General features: G+C 38.2%; 19 protein-coding genes. 5 read left to right on the top strand and 14 right to left on the bottom strand.

Features of this window, described 5'->3' with window-relative positions:
• Window positions 1–358: 358 nt before the first annotated feature.
• The 5 genes from MKX82_RS20610 to MKX82_RS20630 form a co-directional block, all read right to left on the bottom strand.
• Complete coding sequence (locus MKX82_RS20610) at window positions 359–1,618, bottom strand: hypothetical protein (protein ID WP_341079776.1); 1,260 nt, start codon at window positions 1,616–1,618, stop codon at window positions 359–361.
• Between the two features lie 326 nt (window positions 1,619–1,944).
• Window positions 1,945–4,236, bottom strand: a complete 2,292-nt coding sequence (gene metE / locus MKX82_RS20615) for a 5-methyltetrahydropteroyltriglutamate--homocysteine S-methyltransferase (protein WP_341079778.1) — start codon at window positions 4,234–4,236, stop codon at window positions 1,945–1,947.
• Between the two features lie 88 nt (window positions 4,237–4,324).
• Window positions 4,325–6,169: a bifunctional homocysteine S-methyltransferase/methylenetetrahydrofolate reductase gene (locus MKX82_RS20620; RefSeq protein ID WP_251648092.1), complete on the bottom strand. Its 1,845-nt coding sequence runs from the start codon at window positions 6,167–6,169 to the stop codon at window positions 4,325–4,327.
• Between the two features lie 351 nt (window positions 6,170–6,520).
• The gene (locus MKX82_RS20625; RefSeq protein ID WP_341079781.1) at window positions 6,521–8,566 is read right to left on the bottom strand and encodes a methyl-accepting chemotaxis protein; all 2,046 of its coding nucleotides are present in this window, start codon (window positions 8,564–8,566) and stop codon (window positions 6,521–6,523) included.
• A 200-nt stretch (window positions 8,567–8,766) separates the two neighbouring features.
• Window positions 8,767–9,741: an alpha/beta hydrolase gene (locus MKX82_RS20630; protein WP_341079783.1), complete on the bottom strand. Its 975-nt coding sequence runs from the start codon at window positions 9,739–9,741 to the stop codon at window positions 8,767–8,769.
• Between the two features lie 170 nt (window positions 9,742–9,911).
• Between MKX82_RS20630 and MKX82_RS20635 the strand changes: the two genes are divergently transcribed.
• Entirely contained in the window at window positions 9,912–10,730 is an 819-nt protein-coding gene (locus MKX82_RS20635) for a mechanosensitive ion channel family protein (protein WP_233318134.1), read from the top strand.
• A gap of 38 nt (window positions 10,731–10,768) precedes the next feature.
• Here the strand turns inward: MKX82_RS20635 and MKX82_RS20640 are convergent, their stop codons facing one another.
• On the bottom strand, window positions 10,769–11,455 hold the full coding sequence (locus MKX82_RS20640) for a DUF421 domain-containing protein (protein WP_341079786.1): 687 nt from the start codon (window positions 11,453–11,455) through the stop codon (window positions 10,769–10,771).
• Between the two features lie 308 nt (window positions 11,456–11,763).
• Between MKX82_RS20640 and nhaC the strand changes: the two genes are divergently transcribed.
• Window positions 11,764–13,152 carry a Na+/H+ antiporter NhaC gene (nhaC, locus tag MKX82_RS20645; protein ID WP_233318138.1) on the top strand — a complete coding sequence of 463 codons (1,389 nt, stop codon included), beginning with the start codon at window positions 11,764–11,766 and terminating at the stop codon, window positions 13,150–13,152.
• A 111-nt stretch (window positions 13,153–13,263) separates the two neighbouring features.
• Window positions 13,264–13,740 (top strand): hypothetical protein, encoded by a 477-nt coding sequence (locus MKX82_RS20650; RefSeq protein WP_233318140.1) that lies wholly within the window; start codon window positions 13,264–13,266, stop codon window positions 13,738–13,740.
• Window positions 13,741–13,824: 84 nt separating this feature from the next.
• Here MKX82_RS20650 and MKX82_RS20655 read toward each other — a convergent pair whose 3' ends face one another.
• A complete protein-coding gene (locus tag MKX82_RS20655; protein ID WP_233318142.1) occupies window positions 13,825–14,847 on the bottom strand; it encodes an ROK family transcriptional regulator in 1,023 nt (340 codons plus the stop codon).
• A 269-nt stretch (window positions 14,848–15,116) separates the two neighbouring features.
• Between MKX82_RS20655 and MKX82_RS20660 the strand changes: the two genes are divergently transcribed.
• Entirely contained in the window at window positions 15,117–15,878 is a 762-nt protein-coding gene (locus MKX82_RS20660; protein ID WP_341079793.1) for a CPBP family intramembrane glutamic endopeptidase, read from the top strand.
• Between the two features lie 18 nt (window positions 15,879–15,896).
• Here MKX82_RS20660 and MKX82_RS20665 read toward each other — a convergent pair whose 3' ends face one another.
• The 5 genes from MKX82_RS20665 to garR all read right to left on the bottom strand — a co-directional run bounded on the left by MKX82_RS20665 (window position 15,897) and on the right by garR (window position 21,260).
• Window positions 15,897–16,436 carry a cysteine hydrolase family protein gene (locus tag MKX82_RS20665; RefSeq protein WP_233318255.1) on the bottom strand — a complete coding sequence of 180 codons (540 nt, stop codon included), beginning with the start codon at window positions 16,434–16,436 and terminating at the stop codon, window positions 15,897–15,899.
• A gap of 239 nt (window positions 16,437–16,675) precedes the next feature.
• Window positions 16,676–17,326, bottom strand: coding sequence for an HD-GYP domain-containing protein (locus MKX82_RS20670; protein ID WP_233318145.1), 651 nt, complete (start codon window positions 17,324–17,326; stop codon window positions 16,676–16,678).
• 210 nt (window positions 17,327–17,536) lie between these two features.
• Window positions 17,537–18,859 carry a gluconate:H+ symporter gene (locus MKX82_RS20675; RefSeq protein ID WP_233318148.1) on the bottom strand — a complete coding sequence of 441 codons (1,323 nt, stop codon included), beginning with the start codon at window positions 18,857–18,859 and terminating at the stop codon, window positions 17,537–17,539.
• A gap of 65 nt (window positions 18,860–18,924) precedes the next feature.
• Entirely contained in the window at window positions 18,925–20,352 is a 1,428-nt protein-coding gene (locus MKX82_RS20680) for a four-carbon acid sugar kinase family protein (protein ID WP_445738861.1), read from the bottom strand.
• 8 nt (window positions 20,353–20,360) lie between these two features.
• Window positions 20,361–21,260, bottom strand: coding sequence for a 2-hydroxy-3-oxopropionate reductase (gene garR / locus MKX82_RS20685; protein ID WP_341079797.1), 900 nt, complete (start codon window positions 21,258–21,260; stop codon window positions 20,361–20,363).
• Window positions 21,261–21,491: 231 nt separating this feature from the next.
• Between garR and MKX82_RS20690 the strand changes: the two genes are divergently transcribed.
• Window positions 21,492–22,109: a GntR family transcriptional regulator gene (locus MKX82_RS20690; protein ID WP_233318154.1), complete on the top strand. Its 618-nt coding sequence runs from the start codon at window positions 21,492–21,494 to the stop codon at window positions 22,107–22,109.
• On the opposite strand, the gene MKX82_RS20695 is transcribed toward MKX82_RS20690, so the two are convergent.
• Together MKX82_RS20695 and MKX82_RS20700 are read right to left on the bottom strand one after the other, a co-directional pair.
• On the bottom strand, window positions 22,094–22,423 hold the full coding sequence (locus MKX82_RS20695) for a hypothetical protein (RefSeq protein WP_341079799.1): 330 nt from the start codon (window positions 22,421–22,423) through the stop codon (window positions 22,094–22,096). The two genes, MKX82_RS20690 and MKX82_RS20695, sit on opposite strands and share 16 nt — an antisense overlap.
• Window positions 22,420–22,572: a hypothetical protein gene (locus MKX82_RS20700; protein ID WP_341079801.1), complete on the bottom strand. Its 153-nt coding sequence runs from the start codon at window positions 22,570–22,572 to the stop codon at window positions 22,420–22,422. Before MKX82_RS20700 ends, MKX82_RS20695 begins: the two co-directional genes overlap by 4 nt.
• Window positions 22,573–23,329 lie beyond the last annotated feature (757 nt).

Genomic DNA, 23,329 nt, shown 5'->3' on the forward strand with positions numbered 1-23,329 from the left:
AAGAGATGTTTTTGTTGGCTCACAAGCTAATTTTTTAAAAGTTCTCGGCAATCTGGACAGAGTAATGGAAATATGGATACCGCCCAGCCAATATGTAAATAGACCCTCAAATCCCCTGGAAGAAAGTAACTTATACCATGCAGGTTACATGTTACATGAAAGAGGCACAAACAAAGGCTGGATTCGTTCTCAAAACATGTATGTAAAGGCAACAAAACATCCGGCTGCCTTCTCTAATCTCATTAGGTATTGGTACATTTGCATTAGAAGCACTCGTAAATTTTAATCGCGGTAAGCATACTAAATATGAATGACAAAAAGGGTGCAGACATTATCTGCACCCTTATCGTGATAAACATTAACTATTAATCCGTTGAGGCATCACCAGAAAACTATTGGCTTTCCGGGTTTTAAGAATCTTAATCATCTGCTCCTGCAGAGATTTATTACAAGTTACCTGTAATAGTACCTCGCTTTTACGATTAGAGAAAAATTTAATTTTCTTTTTCTTCTTAAGTGCTATTTCAATAAACAAACCTATTAAAAAACCACCAATTAGACCAAGCAAGCCCCAAATAATTGGTCCTAAATACAAGACGAATCCGTAGATAGAGCCTAAAACCATAAAGATAGAACCGCCAAGCATCGCTCCATCAAGAATACTTCTGCCGTCAACGGAATGGATAGAGTCTACTATATGTAATTGATCATCAAGATTTTCCATCGGTAAAGCCACAATATTCTGCGGCTTTACTCCCTGCTTTTCCATTTCATGAATGACCATTTCAACAAAGGGAGAATGTTCAAATGTAGCGATAATTTGGACTGTATTATTATCTAATGTGTTGTGTTCTGACAAGTTTTCATCCCTCACTCTAAGGAAACGAATTTGCTCAATATCATATAATGTATTTGTTTCTATTACTGCTGTATACGCTTGATATATGGCAAAGGCATACATTGACGGTAGAAAAAGAAACCATTGCGAATCAAGAGCAGCTGTTGCACTCGGAAAATCACCGAGAAACGAATGAAGCCAAGCACTAACTGCACTTGCTTGATAAGCAACATATATCCACCAAGCTAAAACTAAGGTGCCAACGATTGTACTGCCGGCATATAGTTGACCTAAGCCAGGCGATAATAACGACCAGAAAAATCCTACCCAGGGATTTTTCTTATCAAGTATGACAACATCGAAAAAGGTTACAGCAGATGGAGAGATAGGAGCGTCTTCCACTTCTGCAAGTACATGGCTTTTTGCAATTTCTACGGCACAGCGGTAACTGTCCCATATACTATATACATACACTGCCATATAAAGCAGGAACCAATTTTCGTTAATTTCTGCCTTTGCTTCCTCGAATCTTCCTAGCATGGATAAGATAATCCCCATGTTTACATTGGCCTGACTGTTTACAACAAGCTCCCAAATAATCAGCATAAAACCATGGAGGTACTTACCGAGAAACATATGCCCAAACCCTGGAAAGGCAGCAGACCACCAAGCAGCAACCCATGGAGTGCGAGGATATGCAGAATTTACTCCCCATGCTGATATTGTGCCTTTTGCATAACGAGGTCTTATGTTAGCTGACTGGAATTTTTGATGCGGCATATGTTAGTCCCCCTCGACTCTGTTTCTTTATTAATATTACCAGCAATTGCCTGTATCATTCGGAAACTTCTTTTTTACTGTTTCTTTCTTATCACAGGATTACAAACTCATTACTTTATATTTACTTTTAATGGTCCTCTCTAGATTTCCGCCTTTTATCGGATATAATGAAGTTCTGATAAAAAAAGTTTTAGCAAAAAAATACCCAAAAAAACAAAAGGTCTTCTATCTGTTGGTACATAGAAGACCTTTTGTCTATTTAGCAATCATTTTTTAGACTAATAAATATTGTGGAGCAGGACCTGTATGTGCTGCCCCATTTATTGTTATACCGTTTGTTTAACCTGCTCACGCAATTTCTGTGTTGCCGCTACCATGTTTTTAAGGGATTGTACTGTTTCTTCCTCGCGTCGTGTTTTCAAGCCGCAGTCAGGATTCACCCAGAACTGTTCTTTTGCAATAACTTCTAGGCTGTCGTTTAAGATTGTTTCAATTTCTTGAATACTTGGAACACGCGGACTGTGAATATCATACACACCTAATCCAATGCCTAGCTCATATGCGTTTTGCTTAAGTGAATGAATCAGCTCTCCGTGACTTCTCGACGTTTCAATTGAAATGACGTCTGCGTCTAAGGCGCGAATAGTGTCTAAAAAGTCATTGAACTCACAATAGCACATATGTGTATGAATTTGTGTTTCATTCTTTACACTTGATGTGGCAAGCTTAAATGCATTCACTGCCCACTCTAAATATTCCCCCCATTTTTCCTTACGTAACGGCAGGCCTTCACGCAGTGCCGGTTCATCTACTTGAATAATCGCAATGCCCGCTTCCTCTAACACGCTAATTTCCTCTCTCAATGCTAACGCTATTTGATTTGCTACTTGTTCTCGGGATATATCATCACGGACGAAAGACCAGTTTAGAATGGTAATTGGCCCTGTTAACATGCCTTTCACATATTTTTCCGTTAACTCTTGTGCTTCTATGACTTCTTTCACTGTCATCGGAGCGATCCATTCTACATCGCCATATATAATTGGCGGCTTCACACACCGTGAACCATATGAAACGACCCATGCTTGCTTTGTAAAGGCGATTCCTCTAAGCTTTTCACCAAAGTATTCGACCATATCTGTCCGCTCGAATTCTCCAGTTACTAACACATCAAGTCCGATGTCTTCCTGGATTTCTATCCAGCGTGCTGTTTCATTTTTGACAAACTGTGCATATTCAGCATCGGTAATTTCCTTTTTACGCCATGCTGTTCGTGTCCGCTTCACCTGATCAGACTGCGGGAAGCTGCCGATTGTTGTTGTTGGAAAATCCGGTAATTGCAGTTCTTCTTGCTGTAATGCTTGTCGTTCCTTAAAGACAGCAGGTCGTGAAAAATGCTGAGGCTGCACGCTAGAAACTAGCTGACCAACATTGTGATTATTTCTTGCTTCATGCCTTGCCAGTGCATCAATTTTCAGTTTACTCTGTGTAAGGGCAATTTCATTTGTCAACGTTTCGTTTCGTACATAAGACGTTACTTGAATCAACTCTGCTATTTTCTCATCTGCGAACGACAGAGCATCCTGTAAAGCAGCATCTAGTGCTTTTTCAGAAACAGTTGTAACAGGTACATGCTGCAGACTGCAGGATGATTGAATCCAAGCCTCCTTAACACCGCTTAATGCTAAACAAGACTGTGTTGTTGCCGCTTTTTCTACTAAATCTGCCTTCCAAATATCTCGTCCATTTACTAGTCCAATCCCTAATACTTTCTCTTTAGGGAAACCATATTTTTGGATAGAGCGGATATTTCCCTCTCCTCCATGAACAAAATCAAGACCAATCCCAGCAACAGGCAGTTGTGTCAGCTCCTGATATTCGGAAAGTGCCTCAAAGTACGTTTGCAGCATGATTTTTGCGGCTGGCACTTCTATTGATAATTGCTTGTAAATTTCTTTAACAAGCTTAATATCTTCTTCGCTTAGTGTCAGTACTAATGCAGGCTCCTCGACCTGAATCCACTCTGCTCCTGCATCAATAAGCTGTTGAAACACTTGTGTATACAGCGGTAAAAGCTTTAATACAAACGATTCTTTTGCTTTTTTATCATAACCTTTCGCTAGCTGTACGAACGTAAACGGTCCAATAATTGTAGGCTTCGTTAAAAGTCCTAATTCTTCCTTTGCCTCTATAAAATAATCTAAAATATAGTTATTTGTCAGCGACAATTGCTTATTTTCATATTCAGGAACAATATAGTGATAGTTTGTGTTAAACCATTTTGTCATTTCACAAGCTACAGCATCTTTCCCGCCGCGTGCCATTGTGTAGTATGTTGTCAAATCTACTTCTTTTCCAGACCACTCATAACGGCTTGGCACTAAACCGAACATTGCAGCTAAATCAAGCATACGGTCATAAAAAGTAAAGTCTCCGACAGTGAGTAAATCCAGGCCAAATGCTTGCTGGCGTTTCAAGTTATTCAGTCTAATTGCTTTCATATCAGCAATAAATTGCTCTTTTGAAATTTTCTGATTCCAAAAAGATTCGACACAACGCTTCCATTCCCGATTTTCACCAATGTAAGGGTAGCCAATAACAGTACTAATTAATTTCATTATTATATTCCTCCTGCATCTTAATATTAGGTTTTCTTATAGAATTAATTGGTATTAAAACAGTAAAAACATGATCCTATGTCATTACTCAGGTAGCAGTCACTTCAACAAAGCGCTCACTGTCCAGTTCTCTAATATACTTTGTTAGCTCCTCCGTCATTTCAAATCGTAAGAAAGGCGTGATTAAATAAATTCCTTTAAATTTTTCTGCAGCGGCAGCTACTAGTTCCTTAGCAATTGCAATTCCCTCAAGCCGGGCCTTTAATGGGTCATTGCCGCATGAGGCCATCGCCTGCCTGACATCATCGGGCAGCTTTATGCCTGGCACTTCGTTATGGATAAATTCAGCATTTCGAGCGCTTGTTAGCGGCATAATACCAGTAAAAATAGGTGTTTCAAGATGTTTAGTAGCTTCATATACCTCTTCCAACTGGTTTACAGAAAAAATTGGCTGGGTCAAAAAAGATTGAGCGCCGCATGCTATTTTCTTCTCTAGTCGTTGGACTGCTTTATCCAGATGGCGGACATTCGGATTAAAGGCTGCTGCTATTTTGAAATTGGTGCGCTGCCCTAGACTTTGTCCCGAATACGACAACCCTTCGTTAAACTGTTTGACAAGACTAATTAAATCAAATGATGACAAATCATAAACACTTGTTGCCCCTGGAAAATCACCAAGCTTGGAAGGGTCGCCAGTCACAATTAATAGTTCACTTAATCCAAGAGTTTGCAAGCCCATCAGGTGGGACTGCAAGCCGATCATATTTCTGTCACGGCAAGTAATATGAATAAGAGGCTCTGAGCCAATCTCGTTCTTCAGCTTCGTTCCGAGAGCGACATTGCTTATGCGCGGGCTGGCTAAAGAATTATCTGCTAGTGTGATGGAGTCGACACCTGCTTGATGCAGTGTTTTCGCACCTCTCATAAATTCTTTAATCCCAAGTTTTTTGGGCGGGTCCAGTTCAACAAGAATCGTTCGTTCGGACTTCGCTTTTTCATGCAGCCCTTTTTTACTTTCACTTTTAGCAACTTCTATTACTTCGATTTTACGCACTTTAATCTGTTTTTCCGTAATTGGTGTAAGATTTCCAAGTGCTTTTTTTACTGCTGCAATATGTTTTGGTGTTGTTCCGCAACAGCCCCCAATAATCCGTGCTCCTTGTTCACGCAAACTTACGGCACTTGAGCCGAAATAGTCAGGGACCGCTTCGTAAACGAAACGTCCGTCTATATATTCTGGAAGGCTGGCATTCGGATAGACGGAAAGAAAGGCGCTGTTAGGGAGCGGCACTTCTTCGAGAGAGCGAATCATATGATGTGGTCCTAAATGACAATTGATTCCAACAGCGTCTGCGCCTAATGCCTCTAATTGGAGAAAGGCATCATTTAAATGGACACCATCCTGTAAATAGCTGTTTTCATGCAAAGAAACATTAGCAATAATTGGAAGTTCCGTTTCATTGCGAGCAATCTTTAATACTGTCTCTAATTCTTCTAAGTCATAATACGTTTCTAAAAGCAGGCCATCAGGATTCTCCATCAGCTGGCTGTATAATTGCTCACGAAAGCTTCTTTTAATTTCATCCAACTCGAGATCAGACTTACGAAAGCTTCTTGACGCACCGATAGTTCCAAATACAAATGCTTTTCCTTTGGCTGCTTTTCTGGCAATGGATATGCCTTTTCTGTTGATGCTGCTAACATCTTCCTCCAAGCCATATCGTTTTAATTTAAAGTAGTTCGCACCGTATGTATTGGATTGGAGTATATCTGCTCCTGCTTCCAAGTAAGCAGTATGAATAGTTTCAATCCGATCAGGATGGGTAATATTGAGCTCTTCATAGCAATTATCAATTCCGTTTGAATAGAGAAGGGTACCCATGGCTCCATCACCAATCAAAATTCGCTTTTTCAACTCATCCCGAAAATTCATTCTATCCCTCCTCCTTTAGTCAGCCTATTACTTTAGTAAGCAAAATCTAAAACTAATATATAATTGAATATTCAAAACACTCGCAATGCACTTTCGAATTCCTAATTGTTTTTCTAGAAATCGGTAGGGAATGCCACCTCCTTTTCTGTGTCTCTCTAACGTTGTATGTAGCTTATCATGATTAAATGGCTATAGTGTAACGGATAAAAGTAATCAGCTGTTATAATTAAGAGCTATACCCTTTTTTTGTCAAAGTCACTATATAATGAGGGGATGGCAGTCATATTTATTGCCCGTAAAAAGTAAAAAAGGCATGAGTTTCACGCTTGAACTCATGCCTTTAACAATGCTTTATATTTTAAATTGTGAAATTTGTTCCTGTAATTTCTGTGACATGCTTTGTAAATGGCTGCTTGCGTTCTTTAAGTCTGTCATTGTTGCAAGCTGTTCCTCTGTACTAGCAACAACATTTTGGGTATTGTCAGATGCATTCTGTGCAATATCTGACAATTGTTCTACAGAAGCTGTAATTTCCTCAGATGCTGCTGACATCTGTTGAGACGATGAGGAAACTTCCTGGATTAGACTGTCAACGGATTGAATAGATTCTAAGATTGTTAAAAATGCAGCATTAGCCTCATGAACTACGTCCATCCCTGCTTGCACTTCCTTCGTTCCGTTTTCCATCACATCGACTGCAAGCGTTGTATCCTTCTGGATGGTAGAAATAATTTCTACTATTTCCTTACCAGATGCGTCAGATTCTTCTGCTAGCTTACGAACCTCTTCAGCTACTACAGCAAATCCTTTGCCAGCCTCCCCTGCGCGTGCTGCTTCAATTGCGGCATTAAGTGCTAAAAGATTCGTTTGATTAGCTATATCTGATATTACCTTCACTATATCTCCTATTCTTTGCGAATGTTCTCCTAATCTCTTCACAACCTCAGCAGACTGCGACACACTTGCATGAATAGATTGCATTTGTGTCGACGTCTTTTCTAGTGAATGACGGCCATCTTTTGCTTTTTCTATGACGTCAGACGAATTCTCCAACATATCGACTGAAGAAGAGGCAATTCTTTGAATACCTGAACTCATTTCTTCCATTGCTGCAACTATTTGTTGCGAGCTGTCTGTTTGGACCTTGGAACCTTCCGCAACCTCTTGTATTGCTGCAGCAATATGTTCTGTTGCCTTCGTCGTTTCAGATGCCCCTTCGCTTAATTCATAAGAAGTTTTAGAAACTGATTCAGAATTCCCGGCAACTTCTCTAATCATGTTCCGAAGGTTTCCGATCATTTTGTTAAAATTAGCAGCCATTACACCAAATTCGTCAGAGCTGTTAATATGGAGTTCATTCGTTAAGTCACCATTTGACATATCTACAGAAAGATCATTCACTTTCTTAACATTTCGTGACAAATAAGAAGAGTAGAAAATTATACCTGCTGCAATAATAAGGACACCAACAATTCCAATAGCCAGCGAATAATACAATATTGATTGAGATGCTTCTGTTAATTCTGCTTTCGGTATTACCATTCCTAATACCCAATTTGTACCGTTTATGGGAGTGTATTGCACAAAGTACTCTTCCCCGTCTTCCGTGAAGTAGCTTTCCCCTTCTTTACCGGAAAGCATGGAAGCAGACAGTGCTGCTAAATCTTTATTTTGTTCATTTTTAATGTTTAACTTCATAACTTTATCTTCGTCTTTTGCTGCGATATATTCGCCTTCATTATCTAGAAGAAAGGCCCAACCCTGTTCTCCAACTTGTGTTTCAGAAATAAGTGTTTGAATTTCTCCTAAATTAATATCACTAGTTACAATTGCCTGCAATTCATCTTTGCCGTTGTATATTGGCATTGCTGCAGTGATTAGTGTCGCATTCGTACTTTCATCAAACAGCGGTTTTGTATAAGCTATCCCTGCTTCCTTCCCAAGTTCGCTACCAACCTTGTACCAAATCTGATTAGGATAATCATAATCAGGATTATTATAGATTTCCGTCGAGGTTGTCTTGTCCCCTTCTCTGTAGCTGTACGTACTGAAATACTTGGTGCCTTCTTTATATTGGTACGGTTCAAAATAAATTCCCATTCCGTAAACATCTTGATTTCCCGCTAGTTGTCCTTCAAAAATAGCGTGCAGATCTTGAAGCGTGTAGCTAGTTGCATTCTGCTCTAAGACATCAGCAACTCCTTTTGAAAAGGCAGTATGCCTGTCTATCGTTCCTTGAATGTCACCCGTCACAGACTCTAACTGAAAATGTAATTTCTGATCAATTTCATTAGATATATAATCGTGAGAGGTATTGTAAGATACAACAGTCATCACTAACAGTGTTAAAAATACTAATGGCATTAAAAACACCAATGTTTTAGCTTTTATGGACATTCGTTTCACCTGTTTTCCTGCTTCCTATCAAAATTTAATGTTGCGGCCTACAGAATATATCGGTGTATTATTATTAGAATCAATGAGTAAGAACAATTTAGCAGGAACATGGGAAACATTACCTAAGTCTTATTCTGTTTAAAAAAAGACTGCCCTAAAAAAAGGCAATCTTTTATATTTACTATTATTTTCTTAATATATTAATCTTCCTTATTAAAGATCTTTAGAACTTGCTCTTGAATAAAGGAAATAGTATCTTTTGCTATTCTCTTTTTATTTAAGACAATTCCTGAGTGGCCGCAATTATAAACATGTCTTGCCGGTTTGCCCCAGCTTTGCCACAAGTGATCAGCGTCTTCTAGTGAGATATATTGATCGTGTTTTCCTGAAATTAATAAGATGTTCTCTTTCTTTATTTTAGGTAGCGACCCGCTTGGATCAGTAATTCCCCAGTGCTCAATCAGCTCTTTAAAGCCTATTCCATTGTTCAGGAAATCAGCCTTAATGTATTTCCCAGGAATTGTATTCCAGATAGAATGAGATAGTCTATTGGCATAAAAGACGGAAATAACTCCATCAATTTCAGCCTCCAGTGTTGCTGCAAGATTCGCTATCCATCCTCCTAAGCTAACACCAACTAACACAATCGGCCCCTCTTGTGTTTGTTTAATCCAGTGAATCAATGTTCTTAAATCAACAATCGATTGTTTAGTTGCATGCACCGTTCTGTCCAAGTTTGCACTTATCATAAATTCCCCGCTATACAGAGATGGAGGAGGAGTTCTTTCCATGTGATAGGCTAATGGAAAATAGTACAGGTTCCAACCTAAGCTTGACATCTTATCATGGTAAATACTTTTTAATTTATTGTATGAGTTCATTCTCCAGCCATGAATCAAGATTATATTTGGTGTTACTCCCTTATTATTTTGCAAAAACATTTCCCCTTTTATAAAATCATTATTAGGGTATTCTGTGGCAATGAAGGAGGTAAAGCTATATGTATTAGATTGATAATCTGCAGTTACTTCTGTCTGAAAACTAGGATTGTCTGGTTGATAGAAATCCTCTCTGTTTATTTCAGTTGGTAAGACTGGTATGGCAAATTGTGTGGTTGAGCTTTTCTTTTTATGTAATGCAGATAATGCATAATGATCAATAAACTTTGAAAACACGGAACAATCCCCTTCTATTAGCAGCTTTTATCTTCCTATCCCTTTCATTATAATTAACTTAACACCATTAATGAATATCGCTTCTATTTTTTATGAAAACATGCTATCGTTAATTTTTGTTAGGAAAGAATTTTTCTCTCCTTTATTAGTTTAAGCAAAAGGGTGAGTTTATGTTTATCTTAGAACTATTCGAGAAATTTCCAGTTAGACTGACAGCAGTAGCACTGCTCATTATACTTACAGTTTTTTTAATTAGAAAGTTCATAAAAATATTTTTTGACAAAACAAGCTTTTTAGATGAAAAGCGGGAAGAAACTTTGATGCATTTCACCAATCAGGTGACAAAGGTTATAGGACTGGTATTCTTCCTTATTTACTTGCTCAGCCATTTCTTTGAACTGGATAGACTGATAACCGGGTCAGTTGTATTAGCGAGTGCCTTGGCATTGATTCTACAGCATATTATTCGCGATTATATTATGGGACTGACATATTTATTTGAACGTCAGCTGCATCACGGGGACTATGTTATTATCAATGGAGATAAACAAGGGAAAATTGAAGAAATTAGCATTCGCCACCTGAAAATCCGCCAGTATGACGGTTACCTCTATACCGTTTCCTACAGCAACATTACCGAGCTGCAGAATGGAACGAGGGGAAGGCGGAGGGTTAACGAAAGCCTCATCCTCAACTATAGACAAAACCCAGATGCTGCCTTTAAAGTGATGGAGGATTTAGCAAAAACCTGCAATGATAAATATCGTCACTATTTATTGAAGGATGAATTCGGCATTCCTGTCGAACCATTTCAATTCAATGAAATTACGGAGCTGAATGTTGGTTTCATGGGGCATAAATATTCTATATCTGGCCTTGTAAATGAAACAGATTTCGTGGAAGCCAGCAAAAAAATCAGATATGAATTGGCTCTAACTGCCTATCAAAACGATTTAGCGATGGCAGAGAGCCCTAATACAAGCCATTAAACAGTAAAAAGCAAGAGTTCGAATGGAACTCTTGCTTTTTACTGTTTAGAATCCTTATTGCTTAATATATACACCTTCCCATTAGAACCTAATACTGCATAATCAACTTCATTCAAGAGTAGTTTCTGTTTGTCCAGCTCGAGTTGCAGCAAGGAAAGATTGTGTTGCATAAGATTTGCTTCCAACACTGCTCCTCCGACAATTAACTCAACTGGGCGATTTGTCTGCTCTGCTTCAGCAATCTTTATATCCTGTTTTGTAACTTCCCTATATAGAGGCTTTTTTAAGACAGACAATTTTCCACTTGCCTCTACTATTGCATCCTGAACTTCCTCGATATTGAAAATGTCTTTCTCTCGCAGCAGCTGATTTACATAGTCTATTGTAAAATGGAGGTTTATCATGTTCTCTTCTAAAACTTGCCCATCCTTTATAACAGGTGTGGGACACCCGCCAAAAAACTTCCGTGCCTCTTTGCTTCTTGCAGACATTGTAACCCCTGCTAAAGCAATCATAACGATAATAACAAATGCCAGAATAAAATTAGCGACTTTAATAGGAGTATTGAACGTTAAATTTGCTGCAATCGTACCCATGGAGATAGAAGCAATAAAATGGATATTTGTCATTTGTGAAATCAGCTGTTTCCCTAAGATCCTTGTGCCTATATACAATAGAAAAAAACAGCCTATTGTTCTAGCTGTTACCTCCAAATACTCAGACATGTATTCTTCCACCATTCTGCTCTATTTCCAGTTAGTTTTTCCCTTTTTCATGAAATCATTCTACTAATTATTCTGATTTGAGACTGCATTTTATGCATATTGCGTAGAGACTTAGCGTTCGCACTTCTCACACTATCATCCTCAAACAACGAAAAAATTATTTTGACATAGCGACAAATATGGTGTATCGTAATGCATGTTCGCTTTAACGCTTAAAAGCGTTTAAATAAGAAAGTTACTATTTTACTAGATAGCTGACTTTAATAAATCATAAGCAGCAAGTTTTAAAGAGTTTTGGAGGAATAGGTATGGATTTTGAGAAAAACACACTGTTGATCCGTCCGTTGGAGGCAGTGTTTATTACGATATTACTAATGGGGGCCCTTGGTTACCTGATAATTGGGGTAGAGGTTGTCCCACATATTGCTATCATGACAGGTATCGCTTTATTGTTAGTTTATGGAGCGATTAAAAAAGTTAGCTTTCGCGATTTGGAACAGGCAATGGTAGAAGGTGTTAAACCTGGTCTCGGTGCTATTATGATTTTCTTCTTTATAGGAATGCTAATCAGCAGCTGGATGGCAAGCGGAACAATTCCGACATTTATTTTTCTAGCAGTTGAATTAGTTTCAGGTAAATTCTATTTTGCGATTGTTTTCGTTGTTACAGCTATTATCGGTATTTGTATCGGCAGTTCCCTTACTACAGCGGCTACAATTGGAGTAGGCTTTATCGGAGCAAGCACGGCTTTAGATATATCGCCTGCCATCACTGCTGGCGCTGTAATTTCCGGAGCATTTTTCGGTGATAAGATGTCACCTTTATCTGATACAACAACACTTGCAGCAAGCGTTGCAGATACAGACTTATTTGAACATATTAAAGATATGGCATGGACAACAGTTCCTGCATTTATTATTTCGTTCCTTGTATATTTATTGATTTCACCAGGTAAAACTGGAGACAGCATTCAAAAGATAGATGAAATTAAAGATACTTTATTGAATCTAAACCTTGTGCATTGGTACTCACTTATTCCGCTAATTTTACTAGCTATTCTGGCACTCAAAAAAGTATCTGTAATTGCCACATTGTTCGCTGGAACAATTTCTGCGTTAATTATTTCTTTTTGGGTCAATAATGGCTTAGGTTTTCATGCAATACTTGATTTACTATACTCTGGCTACAAGTCAACAAGCGGCATTGCAGAAGTAGATTCTATGCTGTCAAGAGGCGGAATTGAAAGTATGATGTTCAGCATATCCATCATTTTGCTTGCTTTAAGTATGGGCGGATTGTTATTCAGACTTGGAATTGTACCTGCCTTATTATCTGTAGTCCAAAATATGCTGCACCGTGTTTCCTTGCTAGTATGCTCTGCAGCAGGAACAGCAATTGCCGTTAACTTTATTCTTGGAGAGCAATACTTATCTATCCTGCTGCCTGGTAATGCCTTTAAAGAAAACTTCAAAAAAGCCGGCTTGCAGCCTAAGCATCTTTCAAGGGTGCTTGAGGATGCGGGAACAGTCGTTAATCCCCTCGTTCCATGGGGTGTCTGTGGCGTATTTTTGTCTTCTGTACTTGGCGTTTCTGTTGCAGACTATGCTCTATTTGCACTGTTTTGTCTATTATGTCCGCTCATTACGATTTTTTATGGATTCACAGGGATTTCATTATCAAATTCTAAAAAACAATAAAAAAGCAGCACAGTTATCAATTGATAACTGTGCTTTTCCTTTTCCATAAAAATTGTATATTCCTAAAACCATCTGCAGAAAATAAAGGCAAATCTTAAGGGTGGTTACAGCATGCATGAAATTATTGATAATCTAGATTTAAGTTCAAAGGGCTTATGGTTCCCAGTTACTGTAAGCATCGTATTGGTTCTTTCTGTACTTATTATACCTAAGAAGATTTCATGGAGAGATATTTATATTACATTCGGGGTAGTTGGATTTGCTACTTGGCTCAGTGACGGGATTCTCGCAAGGGCATTCGACTTATTTGATATAGGCAATCCTAAAAAAGCAGGTCTCGGTGATATTTTGAGCTATACGTTAATTCCAACCTCCCTTTCGATTCTTTTTTTGAATTTCCTCCATTCGAAAAACAAATGGATGTTAACTTCCTGGTTTACTCTGGCTGCCTTTTTAATTCAATTTGGAATGGTTCAGCTTGGCTATATGACATTTAAAGGCTGGAACGGATATATCTCCATTATTGTCTATGTATTTGCATTCGGTTTTCTATTGCCTTGGCACTTGAAATTTATTACAAACGAATAAGTTTTTGCCCCAACTGAAAGAAGGTGCTGTCTATAAAACCTGCTCCTATTAAAGAGTGAGTTTAATTGACAACACCGTTTATTGTTAGTCTTTCATAAGTTGATCCAATGCAAGACTTTGGAGCCCATATAAATAATCTTTTTTCCAATCACTAACTGTAAGTTCCGGCAGATGTTCGGAAGGAACATATTTTGCGCTGCATGTTGCTATGTGTTCTAAGCTCTCTTTATCCACTTCATCATTATAAAATATAATTGTATGCGGATTAAGAATTGATACAAACGAGGCAATTAGTCTGCTTGTTGCATCGATTTGATGGTCCTCCACTATCATTACCTTGCTTCGAGCTTCACTTTCTATCGCCTGCTGAAAATTCTTATCATTATATTGGGGAACAAACGAAATTTCACCTGAAAAAAAGGTGTTTCCTCTAACTACATCGCCATTTATCATAATACCTGCTCCTGGTCCGTTTTGACCAAAATACAAATATACTAAGGAATGCTTGTCTGTCATCCCCATATTTGCGTGATAACCAAGAACAGCAGCATTCATATCATTTTCCACTACAACAGGAATGTCAAACCGTTCTTCATAATAACCTTTTAAATCAAAGTTTTGAAAGGATTCATAGCCTGGTATATAAAAAATCCGTCCATTATCAACAGAACCTGGCACCCCGACAGCAAGCGATCTTATTTTCGGATGCTTCTCCATCATGCTTTCAATATATATATTTAGAGAGGTGAGTCCATCCTCTTTTAGCACACTTGGAGTAGTTCCATTTTCCTTTATTTCTCCAATACAATTAAAAATCGTGTAATTGGTTTCTGATCCTTCTAGAAAGATCGCCAAGCCTAACATATATTCTGGGTTATACGAATAGCGTTTAGCTCTTCTTCCCCCACTTGAATCATCTAATCCGACTAAGTTTATTTCCCCGTCCTTTTCCATTTGCGCTAGGAATTTACTGATAGTCGGAAAACTGATACCTAATGTATTACTAAGTTCCACTTTCGTTGCACTTCCTGCTTCAAGAAGGGCTTTGCGAATTCCAGTTAGGATCATTTTTTTCATCGATTTTGGAGTTGCTGATAATTCATTCATTCCATTCACCACCATAAACCTTTTTAAAGCAGTTAAAAAAGCATGGTGATACTATAGCATAAATAAATATCTATCACAATACAAGCATCACTCTACATCTTACTTAAAGGTCTTTAATCTTAATTCAATGCTTATCTAAAAAACTGGTCTTAATCAGCACAGTTTGCTGAATTTCAATACTTTAAAATAATACAGCTGTATGAAAAGCAGGAATATCACATTCCTTCTTGAATAAAAATAAAGTGGAAAACAAAAATTAGGAGGTTTACATGGAAATATTCCTTTGGATAATGATTGTTTTTTTGTTTGTGTATGAGCCTATTTTTGGATATTTTGATTTTCAGAAATTCAAGGTAAATGTCACAACCATTGCACATGCCAGAGAGAAGTATTATATTCATACTATTGTTGGCTTGTGGGTCCCTACTCTTTATATTATCCTCTTAGTCCTTTTCACCGAAGTTACCTTTAATCAAATCGGATTTACCTTACCTTCTATTAACACAGATGTTTTTGGTCCTGTTATTACCTATATCGTCTTTGCCTTAACTGGCGTCTATATTATGGCTATTCTCTATTATATGATTGGATACCATGTCAGTAGTAATATTCGGACAAATCTAACCGAAGCAAAAAACAAACAAAAGGAGAAGTCCGAGTTTCTTGCAATAATGCCTGTAAGTAAGAAGGAGAAAAAGCTTTGGAATTACGTTTCTATTACGGCAGGTGTTACCGAAGAGATAATATACCGCGGCTTTTTACTCTTTGCTTTTTCTTACTTATTTCCAAACCTGTCCATTTGGTTTGTTGCCATCTTTGCATCTCTTTTATTCGGACTTGCTCATACGTATCAGGGGCTATTGTCAGGTGTATTGCGGACAGCAATTGTTGGCTTAGTTTTTTCGATCTTATATGCTGGCCTTGGCTCGATTATTCCCCTTATTATCCTCCATTTCTTAATAGATTACATGGCTAAGCTGGGCGAAGATAAGCAAACCATACAGGATTCGCGCATAACAAAAATCCCATAACTATTTATGGGATTTTTGTTAACTATTCCATTCACTCAAAATCTCCTCTGTCGTAAGAATTGTCGCAAATTCGTTCTGGAGCATGGCAAGCTCATAATTATGGATAGAGTCTGCATCATAATAATTACCTTTTTGATCGGTCGTTTCGAATGCTGCTGTGGCATCAGACACTAAGAAAGTTTGATATCCTAAATTTCCACTCATTCGTGTTGTCGTAGAAATACAATGCTGTGTGGACAGTCCAGTGATAACTACAGATTTTATTTGCTGATCTTTAAGATATGTTTCTAAACCTGTACCGATAAAGGCACTGTTTACATTTTTTTGAAAGATAGTTTCCAGTTGCAGTGGCTGTATACTGTCTTTAAACTGTGTTCCCACCTTATTTTTATAATGAAGGGGAGAATCCGGCTGCACAGACATATGCTGCGAATAAATAATATGCCCTTTTCTGTTTCTCCATTCAGTTAGAAGGCGTGCTATATTTTTTTCAGCTTGCTGATTGTTCCGCTTTCCCCAGTACGGGTCGTCAAAGCCTTTCTGTACATCCAATATCATAAGTGCTGGCAGTTCTTCTCTTAAGTTCGCCAATAGTATCCTCCTAATATTTAAAATCATTAGAAGTTATTATTCCAATGAACCCTCTATTTATGTAAAATTGGCTGCAAAAATAAGGCTGGTTCTTTACCAGCCTCTCATTCATGGATTAATATTTATCAGAGTTTTTTTCTGCAGAATAATAATGATGTAAGCTGCGCGTTAAACTGGAGTTTACAGCGGGGAACTTATAGCTACTATTAAATGACTTCCAAAAATACTTCTGTAATGTCTGGATCAAATTGCTTCCCTTTTTGTTCATATATATATTGTAGTGTCTTTTCCTTTGACCAAGCTTTCTTATAGGATCTTTCATTCGTTAATGCATCATAGCTATCTGCAATAGCTACTATCCTAGCCTCCAACGGTATTTCATAACCCTTCAAATTATATGGGTACCCTGTGCCATCCCATCTTTCATGATGATATAGTATGATGTTCTCCGCTACCTTTAATACTAGATTGTCACAATACAGCACTCTAAAGGTCTTTTCTTTAAACATGGCTGCGCCAATTATCGGATGCATATTCATCATATTTCTTTCCGAATGATCTAATTCACCTGTTTTATACAGTATTTCCACCGGAATTCGCGCCTTTCCTATGTCATGTAGGATGCTTGAGTCAGCAATGCTATTATAATAATCCTTATTAAGTACTTCTCTGTTTCTGTTATAAGCCTTTATGAGCATCTTAGTCAATTCCTGCACTCTGCTTAGATGGCCCATAATTTTTTGATCACGAATATCACATGCTGATGCCACATGGCTAATTAATTCTCTGGAAGATTTCCGCCTGTAATGGAAGGTCTCTTCATCATGGTACGTTATAGCAGTATTTCTATTTCCCAATTTAATCATCCCTCCTCTTAGGTATATTAGCCTATCTACCAAGAATTATAATAAGGATTATGGAGGATTTATATAGGAATAGAATCCTAATTAGACAGCTTTTGCTAATAGGACCTGTATTTTGCAACAAAAAGAACTGCAATTTAGAAATTCCTAAATAGCAGCTCTATCAATTTATAAGCTTATCAACTTTTAAATAGTAGAAACACGTTAACTAATAAACATGTTGATAATTAACACACCTGCAAGCCCAACTAAGGATGCAATGGTAACCATAACAGACCATGTACGGATGGTTTTTCCGATTGAAAGGTTGAAATACTCCTTATAAATCCAAAAGCCTGCATCGTTCACATGGGAGAATGTCATACTACCAGCTCCAGTCGCCAGTACCATTAGCTCTGGACTAACATGGGCAGCACCAACTAAAGGTGCGGCAATACCTGCAGCTGTTAGTCCTGCAACTGTTGCTGAACCAAGGACAACACGAAGAATCGCAGCAATCAGCCAAGCTAAAATTAACGGAGACATCGTTGAGCCTTCCATCAGGTTTGCCACATACTGATCGACATGTGTGTCAATCAGCACTTGTTTAAATGCTCCGCCCCCTGCGATTACCAATAGAATCATAGCAATGCTGCTTACTGATTCAGAAATCGAGTTCATGATTTCCGGCATCTTCTTTCCACGGTTTAAGCCAAAAGTAAAGATAGCCACAATAACTGCAATTAATAAGGCAAAACCAGGATCTCCTAAAAACTGGGCGACTGGCAGTAAGGAGGAATTCGGCATAGCAATTTCCACCACTGCTTGGAAAGCAATAAGTATTACTGGAATTAATGCTGTAAACACACTGATACCGAAGCTCGGCAGTTCACTTTCTTTATAATGCTTCGGAGTAAATAATCCTTTTGGGATTTCTACTTCTAAATCTGCTTTCTTAAATGTCTTCACATAAAGTGGACCACTTAAATAAATCGCTGGTATTGCAATTAGCACACCATATAATAATGTCTTTCCGATATTTGCATCATATACTGCTGCAACAGCTGTTGGCCCAGGGTGTGGCGGTACAAAGCCGTGCATCGTAATCAGTGCAGATATGACCGGCATTCCGATATAAAGAATTGGGACACCTGCTTGTGCAGCAATCGTAAACACTAGCGGAATTAACACCACTACACCTGTTTCAAAGAACAGTGCGATACCGACTATACCTGCAGTTAAAACTGCTGCGAGCTGAACCCGCTTTTTCCCAAACGAATTTATCAAGGTTGTGGCAATTCGCTGAGCACCGCCTGAATCAGCCATCAGTTTACCTAGCATACCTCCGAAACAGATAACTAAAACAAGATGCCCTAAGGTGCTTCCAAGACCATTTGTAATAGATTCCATTGCTTCGATTGGCGCCATGCCTTCCATAACCCCTACAAGCAGCGAAACAATCACCAGCGATATGAAAGCGTTTAACTTAAAGACAACCATTAATAAGAGCAAAAGCGCTACCCCTATACATATATATACGATCGGCATATTTCTCCCTCGATTCCCTCTGTAATTTGGAATGCCGTAATCGGCATTCCATGATTATATGTGATTTATGCTTGTGTGCCTAATATTTGGACAACAGTCTTTAGATCATCGACTGTACCGACATTCCCTGGGAATATTACATAAGACATCCCCGGATATTTACTTTCTTCTCCAGTAATCCATACTGGAATTCCCGGTCTGATTTGTCCGGCAACTGTTGCTCTTTTCACCCCGAGACCCTTTGTTCCTACATCACTGGAGGTAATGCCGCCTTTGGCAACAAGGAAATTAGGTCTTACCTTCAGCTTTGTGACAATGGACGTCACTGCATCTGAAATAGACACAGAAAGCTTCAATTCTTCTTCTTTTTTGTTTTCCCCAAGGTCCAGCCTTTTCCTGCTCGTATAAACTGCTACCGTTTTACCTGCAGTAATCAAGCTTTCGACTGTTTCAATCACACGCTCACACTCTGCTTGAAACTTATCTGGCTCAAGCACTAAGTTTGTTTGAAATTCAATAAATTCAATCGATGTTAGCTCTTTTAATTTATCCAATTGCTCTGTCGTTTTCTTTACATGAGAGCCGACTATTATTAAACCGCCATTAGTTGTTTCTTCCTTGACTAGTTCGCCTCTTGTCAAAAGGCCCCTGTCTTGCACACCGCCGATTACTTTAGGCAGAGCAGCTGCACTTCTAAACAGAAAATTCTTTCCTGCCTGAATTGCTTTAACGAGTGCTGCAGTAAATATCTTTACATCTGCTTCGTCAGCTGCATTGACAACTATCTTGTTGAAATCAGTCACAGCAGTTAACTGTTCCGCAATATTATCAACTTCCTGTGCGCGAAGCTGCTCAATGGAAATATATAATGTGTTCTTTGCTGGAAACTCCCCATTTGACTTTTCCTCTACCCATTCTCCAAGATGAGAACTGGAATAGCCAAATGTACGGTCTTTAGCGAATTCCGTTTCACCAGCAGGAATCAGCTCTGTTCCTGTTTGCACATAATGAATATTATTTATCGTAAAGCGTCCGCCTTCTTTAAAATAGGGAAGGATTACTTCTCCGTCTATCTTTAAGCTGGAGCCTGCTTCAAGTGTCTTGCGGATAACAGCTGTTTCAAGGGGATAATGACCGCGTAATGTCGAATCCCCTCTGCTGATAATTATAAATTCCTTATTCAGTTTGGATGCAACCGAAAGGATATTTTCAGCAATTTCACGATGAACTTCTTCTGTTTCTTTTTCTGTCAATCCGCGTGAGTTTGTTAGAATAAAAAACATGGATGAATCTTCTTGAAACCCTGCCTCTATCGCTTCTTTAGACCAATCAGTAAAAACAGAAATATTATTTACTGTTTGGACACCTGTCGGATCATCATCGAGAACAATGATTTTTTTGTTTAGTTCCTTTAATGCCGCTGCTGCTAATTGGTCTGCCGCCTTTTTGTCTACTGCTGGAAGTTGGTTAAGGTATTCTGCATTCAAGCGCAAGCTCTCCATTATTTCTCAACCTTCTTTACTTCAGTATTAGCTAGCTTTTCATAATAGCGGACAATGCTGGCATGGTCATCATTCACTTTTCCGTCTGTTTTTAATGCATGGAATATTTCCAGCAATTGACTAGAAAGAGGCAGTGGCACACCAATTTCATGGGCTGTATCCATAACATTTGTAATATCTTTCATATTGATTGCAATGCTGCCGCCTGGTGCAAAATTCCTTTCAAGAATCATAGGCACCTTAGCATCAAGAACCGTACTTCCTGCAAGTCCTCCGCGAATTGCTTCATACATCTTCTCAATATCAATACCTGCTTTTGCAGCCAGTACTAAAGCCTCGGACATTGCTGCAATGTTAAGGTTTACAATTATTTGATTAGCAAGCTTGGCTGTTACACCACAGCCATTGTCTCCCACTAAGACAATATCCTTTCCCATACCATTCAAGATAGATTTAACGCTTTCAAATACATCTGACTTACCGCCAACCATAATGGACAATGTTCCATCAATCGCCTTTGGCTCACCGCCGCTAACAGGCGCATCCAGCATTTCCACCCCAAGTTTGGCAGCTTCTGCTGCAAGTTCACGTGAGACATTTGGTGTGATAGAGCTCATATCAACGATGACAGAACCGGGTTTTGCACCTTCCAAAATACCATTTTCTCCAAGTATTACTTCTTTTACATGTTTAGACGCAGGAAGCATTGTAATAATAACATCTGACTTTTCAGCAACCTCTTTAGCGGTAGTTGCGGCATATGCACCGGCTGCTTGCAATTGTGCAACAGCATCCTGATTAAGATCAAAAACCGTAAGCGTATGACCTTTCTCTATAAGATTCAACGACATTGGTTTCCCCATTATTCCTAATCCAATAAAACCAACTTTTCGTTCCATATTTATTCCTCCTCTATACTGTAAGCATTTGCATTTTTTATTATGAATGCAGTGTGAATTTTACAACTACTGCAATCGTTTTCAGTTATTCACAACCCCATTGTACACGATTACATAAAAAATGTATACAATTTTTATATTTTTGTATACAAAAATATTATCTAAGTATTAATTTTTTCTATTGTTTGGTAAGATACTTGTAAATAGTAGTTGTTCTTGGAGGGTGAAGCTATGTTTGGAAATAACCGTTCACGGCCTGCTTATCATCAATCATATGAGATACTGCGGGACAAGATATTAAACGGTGAATTATCTGGTGGCACAAAAATTGTGGAAGAAAAGATTGCCGCCGAATTAGGAGTTAGCAGAACACCAATCAGGGAGTCTATCCGTAAATTAGAGCATGAAGGATTAATCGTCAATAAACGTGTCGTGAAGCCGACTGAAAAGGACCTGCGCAACATGTTTCAAGTCCGCATTTTGCTTGAAGGCTATTCTGCCCAGTGTGCTGCATCGTACATAAAAGAAAAAGAGCTGGAAGAATTATTAGAATGTGTCGAGATTGGAAGAAACGGAACAGTGGACGAAATCATGAAAGCAAATGAGCGTTTTCATGAAATCATCGTTCAATCAAGCAATAATCCTGTCATGATTGATATTATCGATCGTATGCAGTCTACCATCTATCTTTTTAGAAAAACGGTTGTGTTTTATAACCGGCCTCATCTCATCGATGAGCATGAACAGATATTTGAAGCAATAAAGCTTAGAGATGGGCAAAAAGCAGAACAACTGATGAAAGATCATTTGCAGGCTGACTTGGAGTTTTGCCTTCACTTGATAGGGTAACAAAAAAAAGCAAGGGTGCACTCATAAGAGTACACCCTTGCTTTTTGCATATATTCTTCTTCTTCTTCTACTTCTGGAACACCAGCAAAGTTCATTGCTAGTTGATCAGCAACAGATAATTCTTCTGTTTCATTGAAATAAGGATAGTATGGCAATTCTACTACTCCATTAATTTCACAAAGTGAAATAGTTACAGGATAATAGAAAGGAGCAGGACCTAAAATCAATTTATCACAGTCTACATTGCCAACTAAACCTATGAAATACCCACCATCTACTATTACTTTAACAAGGCGGCCTCGAAGTCTTTTCAATTCTTCTTTAATACCTTCTGCACATTTGTAGTCACATTTGTGATCATGCTTATGCTTGCATTTACAATCATCATGATGATGATGTTTTTTCTCTCCGTCCTTTTTTTCTTATGCTTTTCAAATAAAACAAAATCTAAATGAAGATGCATAATGTTGTCCCCTTCTGTTACCGCTCATTTACCTATTTATAAGACCTGACAAGAAAATGATGAAAATGCATGAAGGACATTAATACAGCTGTTTGCAAGAATATTTAAAACAAGAAAAAGAGGTGCACTTATAAAATAGTGCACCTTTCAAAGTAAGTGAAAAGGGAGGTTTTAATGGTATGCTAGGGGAATTATACTAAGAATCTCTTAAAGGTTTTTGAGTGCAAATGTTTTGTCAGAAGAATAATTACTTAATAAGAAACGAGCATTAGTCTTTGAAGACACTGCACATTATGAGAGTTTACATCATTTATTTGGGCAGCTTATTTCTCTAAAGCCTGATACTTAACTTAGTAAAACTGTGCAATACCTAAGGAAACAAAAGGTTTATTTCTTTATTTTTTTCATCGTCCTGCTTATAACATACTTAATGAACAACAAAATTCTTTACTTAGCTACATCATCATATGTTTATTTCTATTGAACATTCATATTGCTCTGCCAAAAGACTAATTCCACCATCTATGTTCCCGAATACTTAGTGTATAATGCTTTTTCCTCCCAAGTAATATTGCTTCCAAAAAAAATGCTTGTCCCTCACTTCCTTAAGAAATTTCTTAATACCATATAATATATTAATGCGAGCTGTTGTCAGAAACCGCTTCTCCCCATTGGTCATACCTATTTTTAAGAAAATAAGAAAATAACATAGCAAAGCGTTAAAGGTGATAATTACATAAAATAAACTTCGCAAAAG

Origin of the sequence: Niallia sp. FSL R7-0271 (genome assembly GCF_038005785.1) — a bacterium.
In the GTDB taxonomy this organism is placed as follows: Bacteria; Bacillota; Bacilli; order Bacillales; family Cytobacillaceae; genus Niallia.

Bases quoted from the DNA above. Each gene is read 5' to 3' on its own strand.
- MKX82_RS20610 (WP_341079776.1), bottom strand. From the start codon at position 1,618: ATGCCGCATCAAAAATTCCAGTCAGCTAACATAAGACCTCGTTATGCA.
- metE (WP_341079778.1), bottom strand. From the start codon at position 4,236: ATGAAATTAATTAGTACTGTTATTGGCTACCCTTACATTGGTGAAAAT.
- MKX82_RS20620 (WP_251648092.1), bottom strand. From the start codon at position 6,169: ATGAATTTTCGGGATGAGTTGAAAAAGCGAATTTTGATTGGTGATGGA.
- MKX82_RS20625 (WP_341079781.1), bottom strand. From the start codon at position 8,566: ATGTCCATAAAAGCTAAAACATTGGTGTTTTTAATGCCATTAGTATTT.
- MKX82_RS20635 (WP_233318134.1), top strand. From the start codon at position 9,912: ATGTTTATCTTAGAACTATTCGAGAAATTTCCAGTTAGACTGACAGCA.
- MKX82_RS20640 (WP_341079786.1), bottom strand. From the start codon at position 11,455: ATGTCTGAGTATTTGGAGGTAACAGCTAGAACAATAGGCTGTTTTTTT.
- nhaC (WP_233318138.1), top strand. From the start codon at position 11,764: ATGGATTTTGAGAAAAACACACTGTTGATCCGTCCGTTGGAGGCAGTG.
- MKX82_RS20650 (WP_233318140.1), top strand. From the start codon at position 13,264: ATGCATGAAATTATTGATAATCTAGATTTAAGTTCAAAGGGCTTATGG.
- MKX82_RS20655 (WP_233318142.1), bottom strand. From the start codon at position 14,847: ATGAATGAATTATCAGCAACTCCAAAATCGATGAAAAAAATGATCCTA.
- MKX82_RS20660 (WP_341079793.1), top strand. From the start codon at position 15,117: ATGGAAATATTCCTTTGGATAATGATTGTTTTTTTGTTTGTGTATGAG.
- MKX82_RS20665 (WP_233318255.1), bottom strand. From the start codon at position 16,436: ATGATATTGGATGTACAGAAAGGCTTTGACGACCCGTACTGGGGAAAG.
- MKX82_RS20675 (WP_233318148.1), bottom strand. From the start codon at position 18,859: ATGCCGATCGTATATATATGTATAGGGGTAGCGCTTTTGCTCTTATTA.
- garR (WP_341079797.1), bottom strand. From the start codon at position 21,260: ATGGAACGAAAAGTTGGTTTTATTGGATTAGGAATAATGGGGAAACCA.
- MKX82_RS20690 (WP_233318154.1), top strand. From the start codon at position 21,492: ATGTTTGGAAATAACCGTTCACGGCCTGCTTATCATCAATCATATGAG.
- MKX82_RS20700 (WP_341079801.1), bottom strand. From the start codon at position 22,572: ATGCATCTTCATTTAGATTTTGTTTTATTTGAAAAGCATAAGAAAAAA.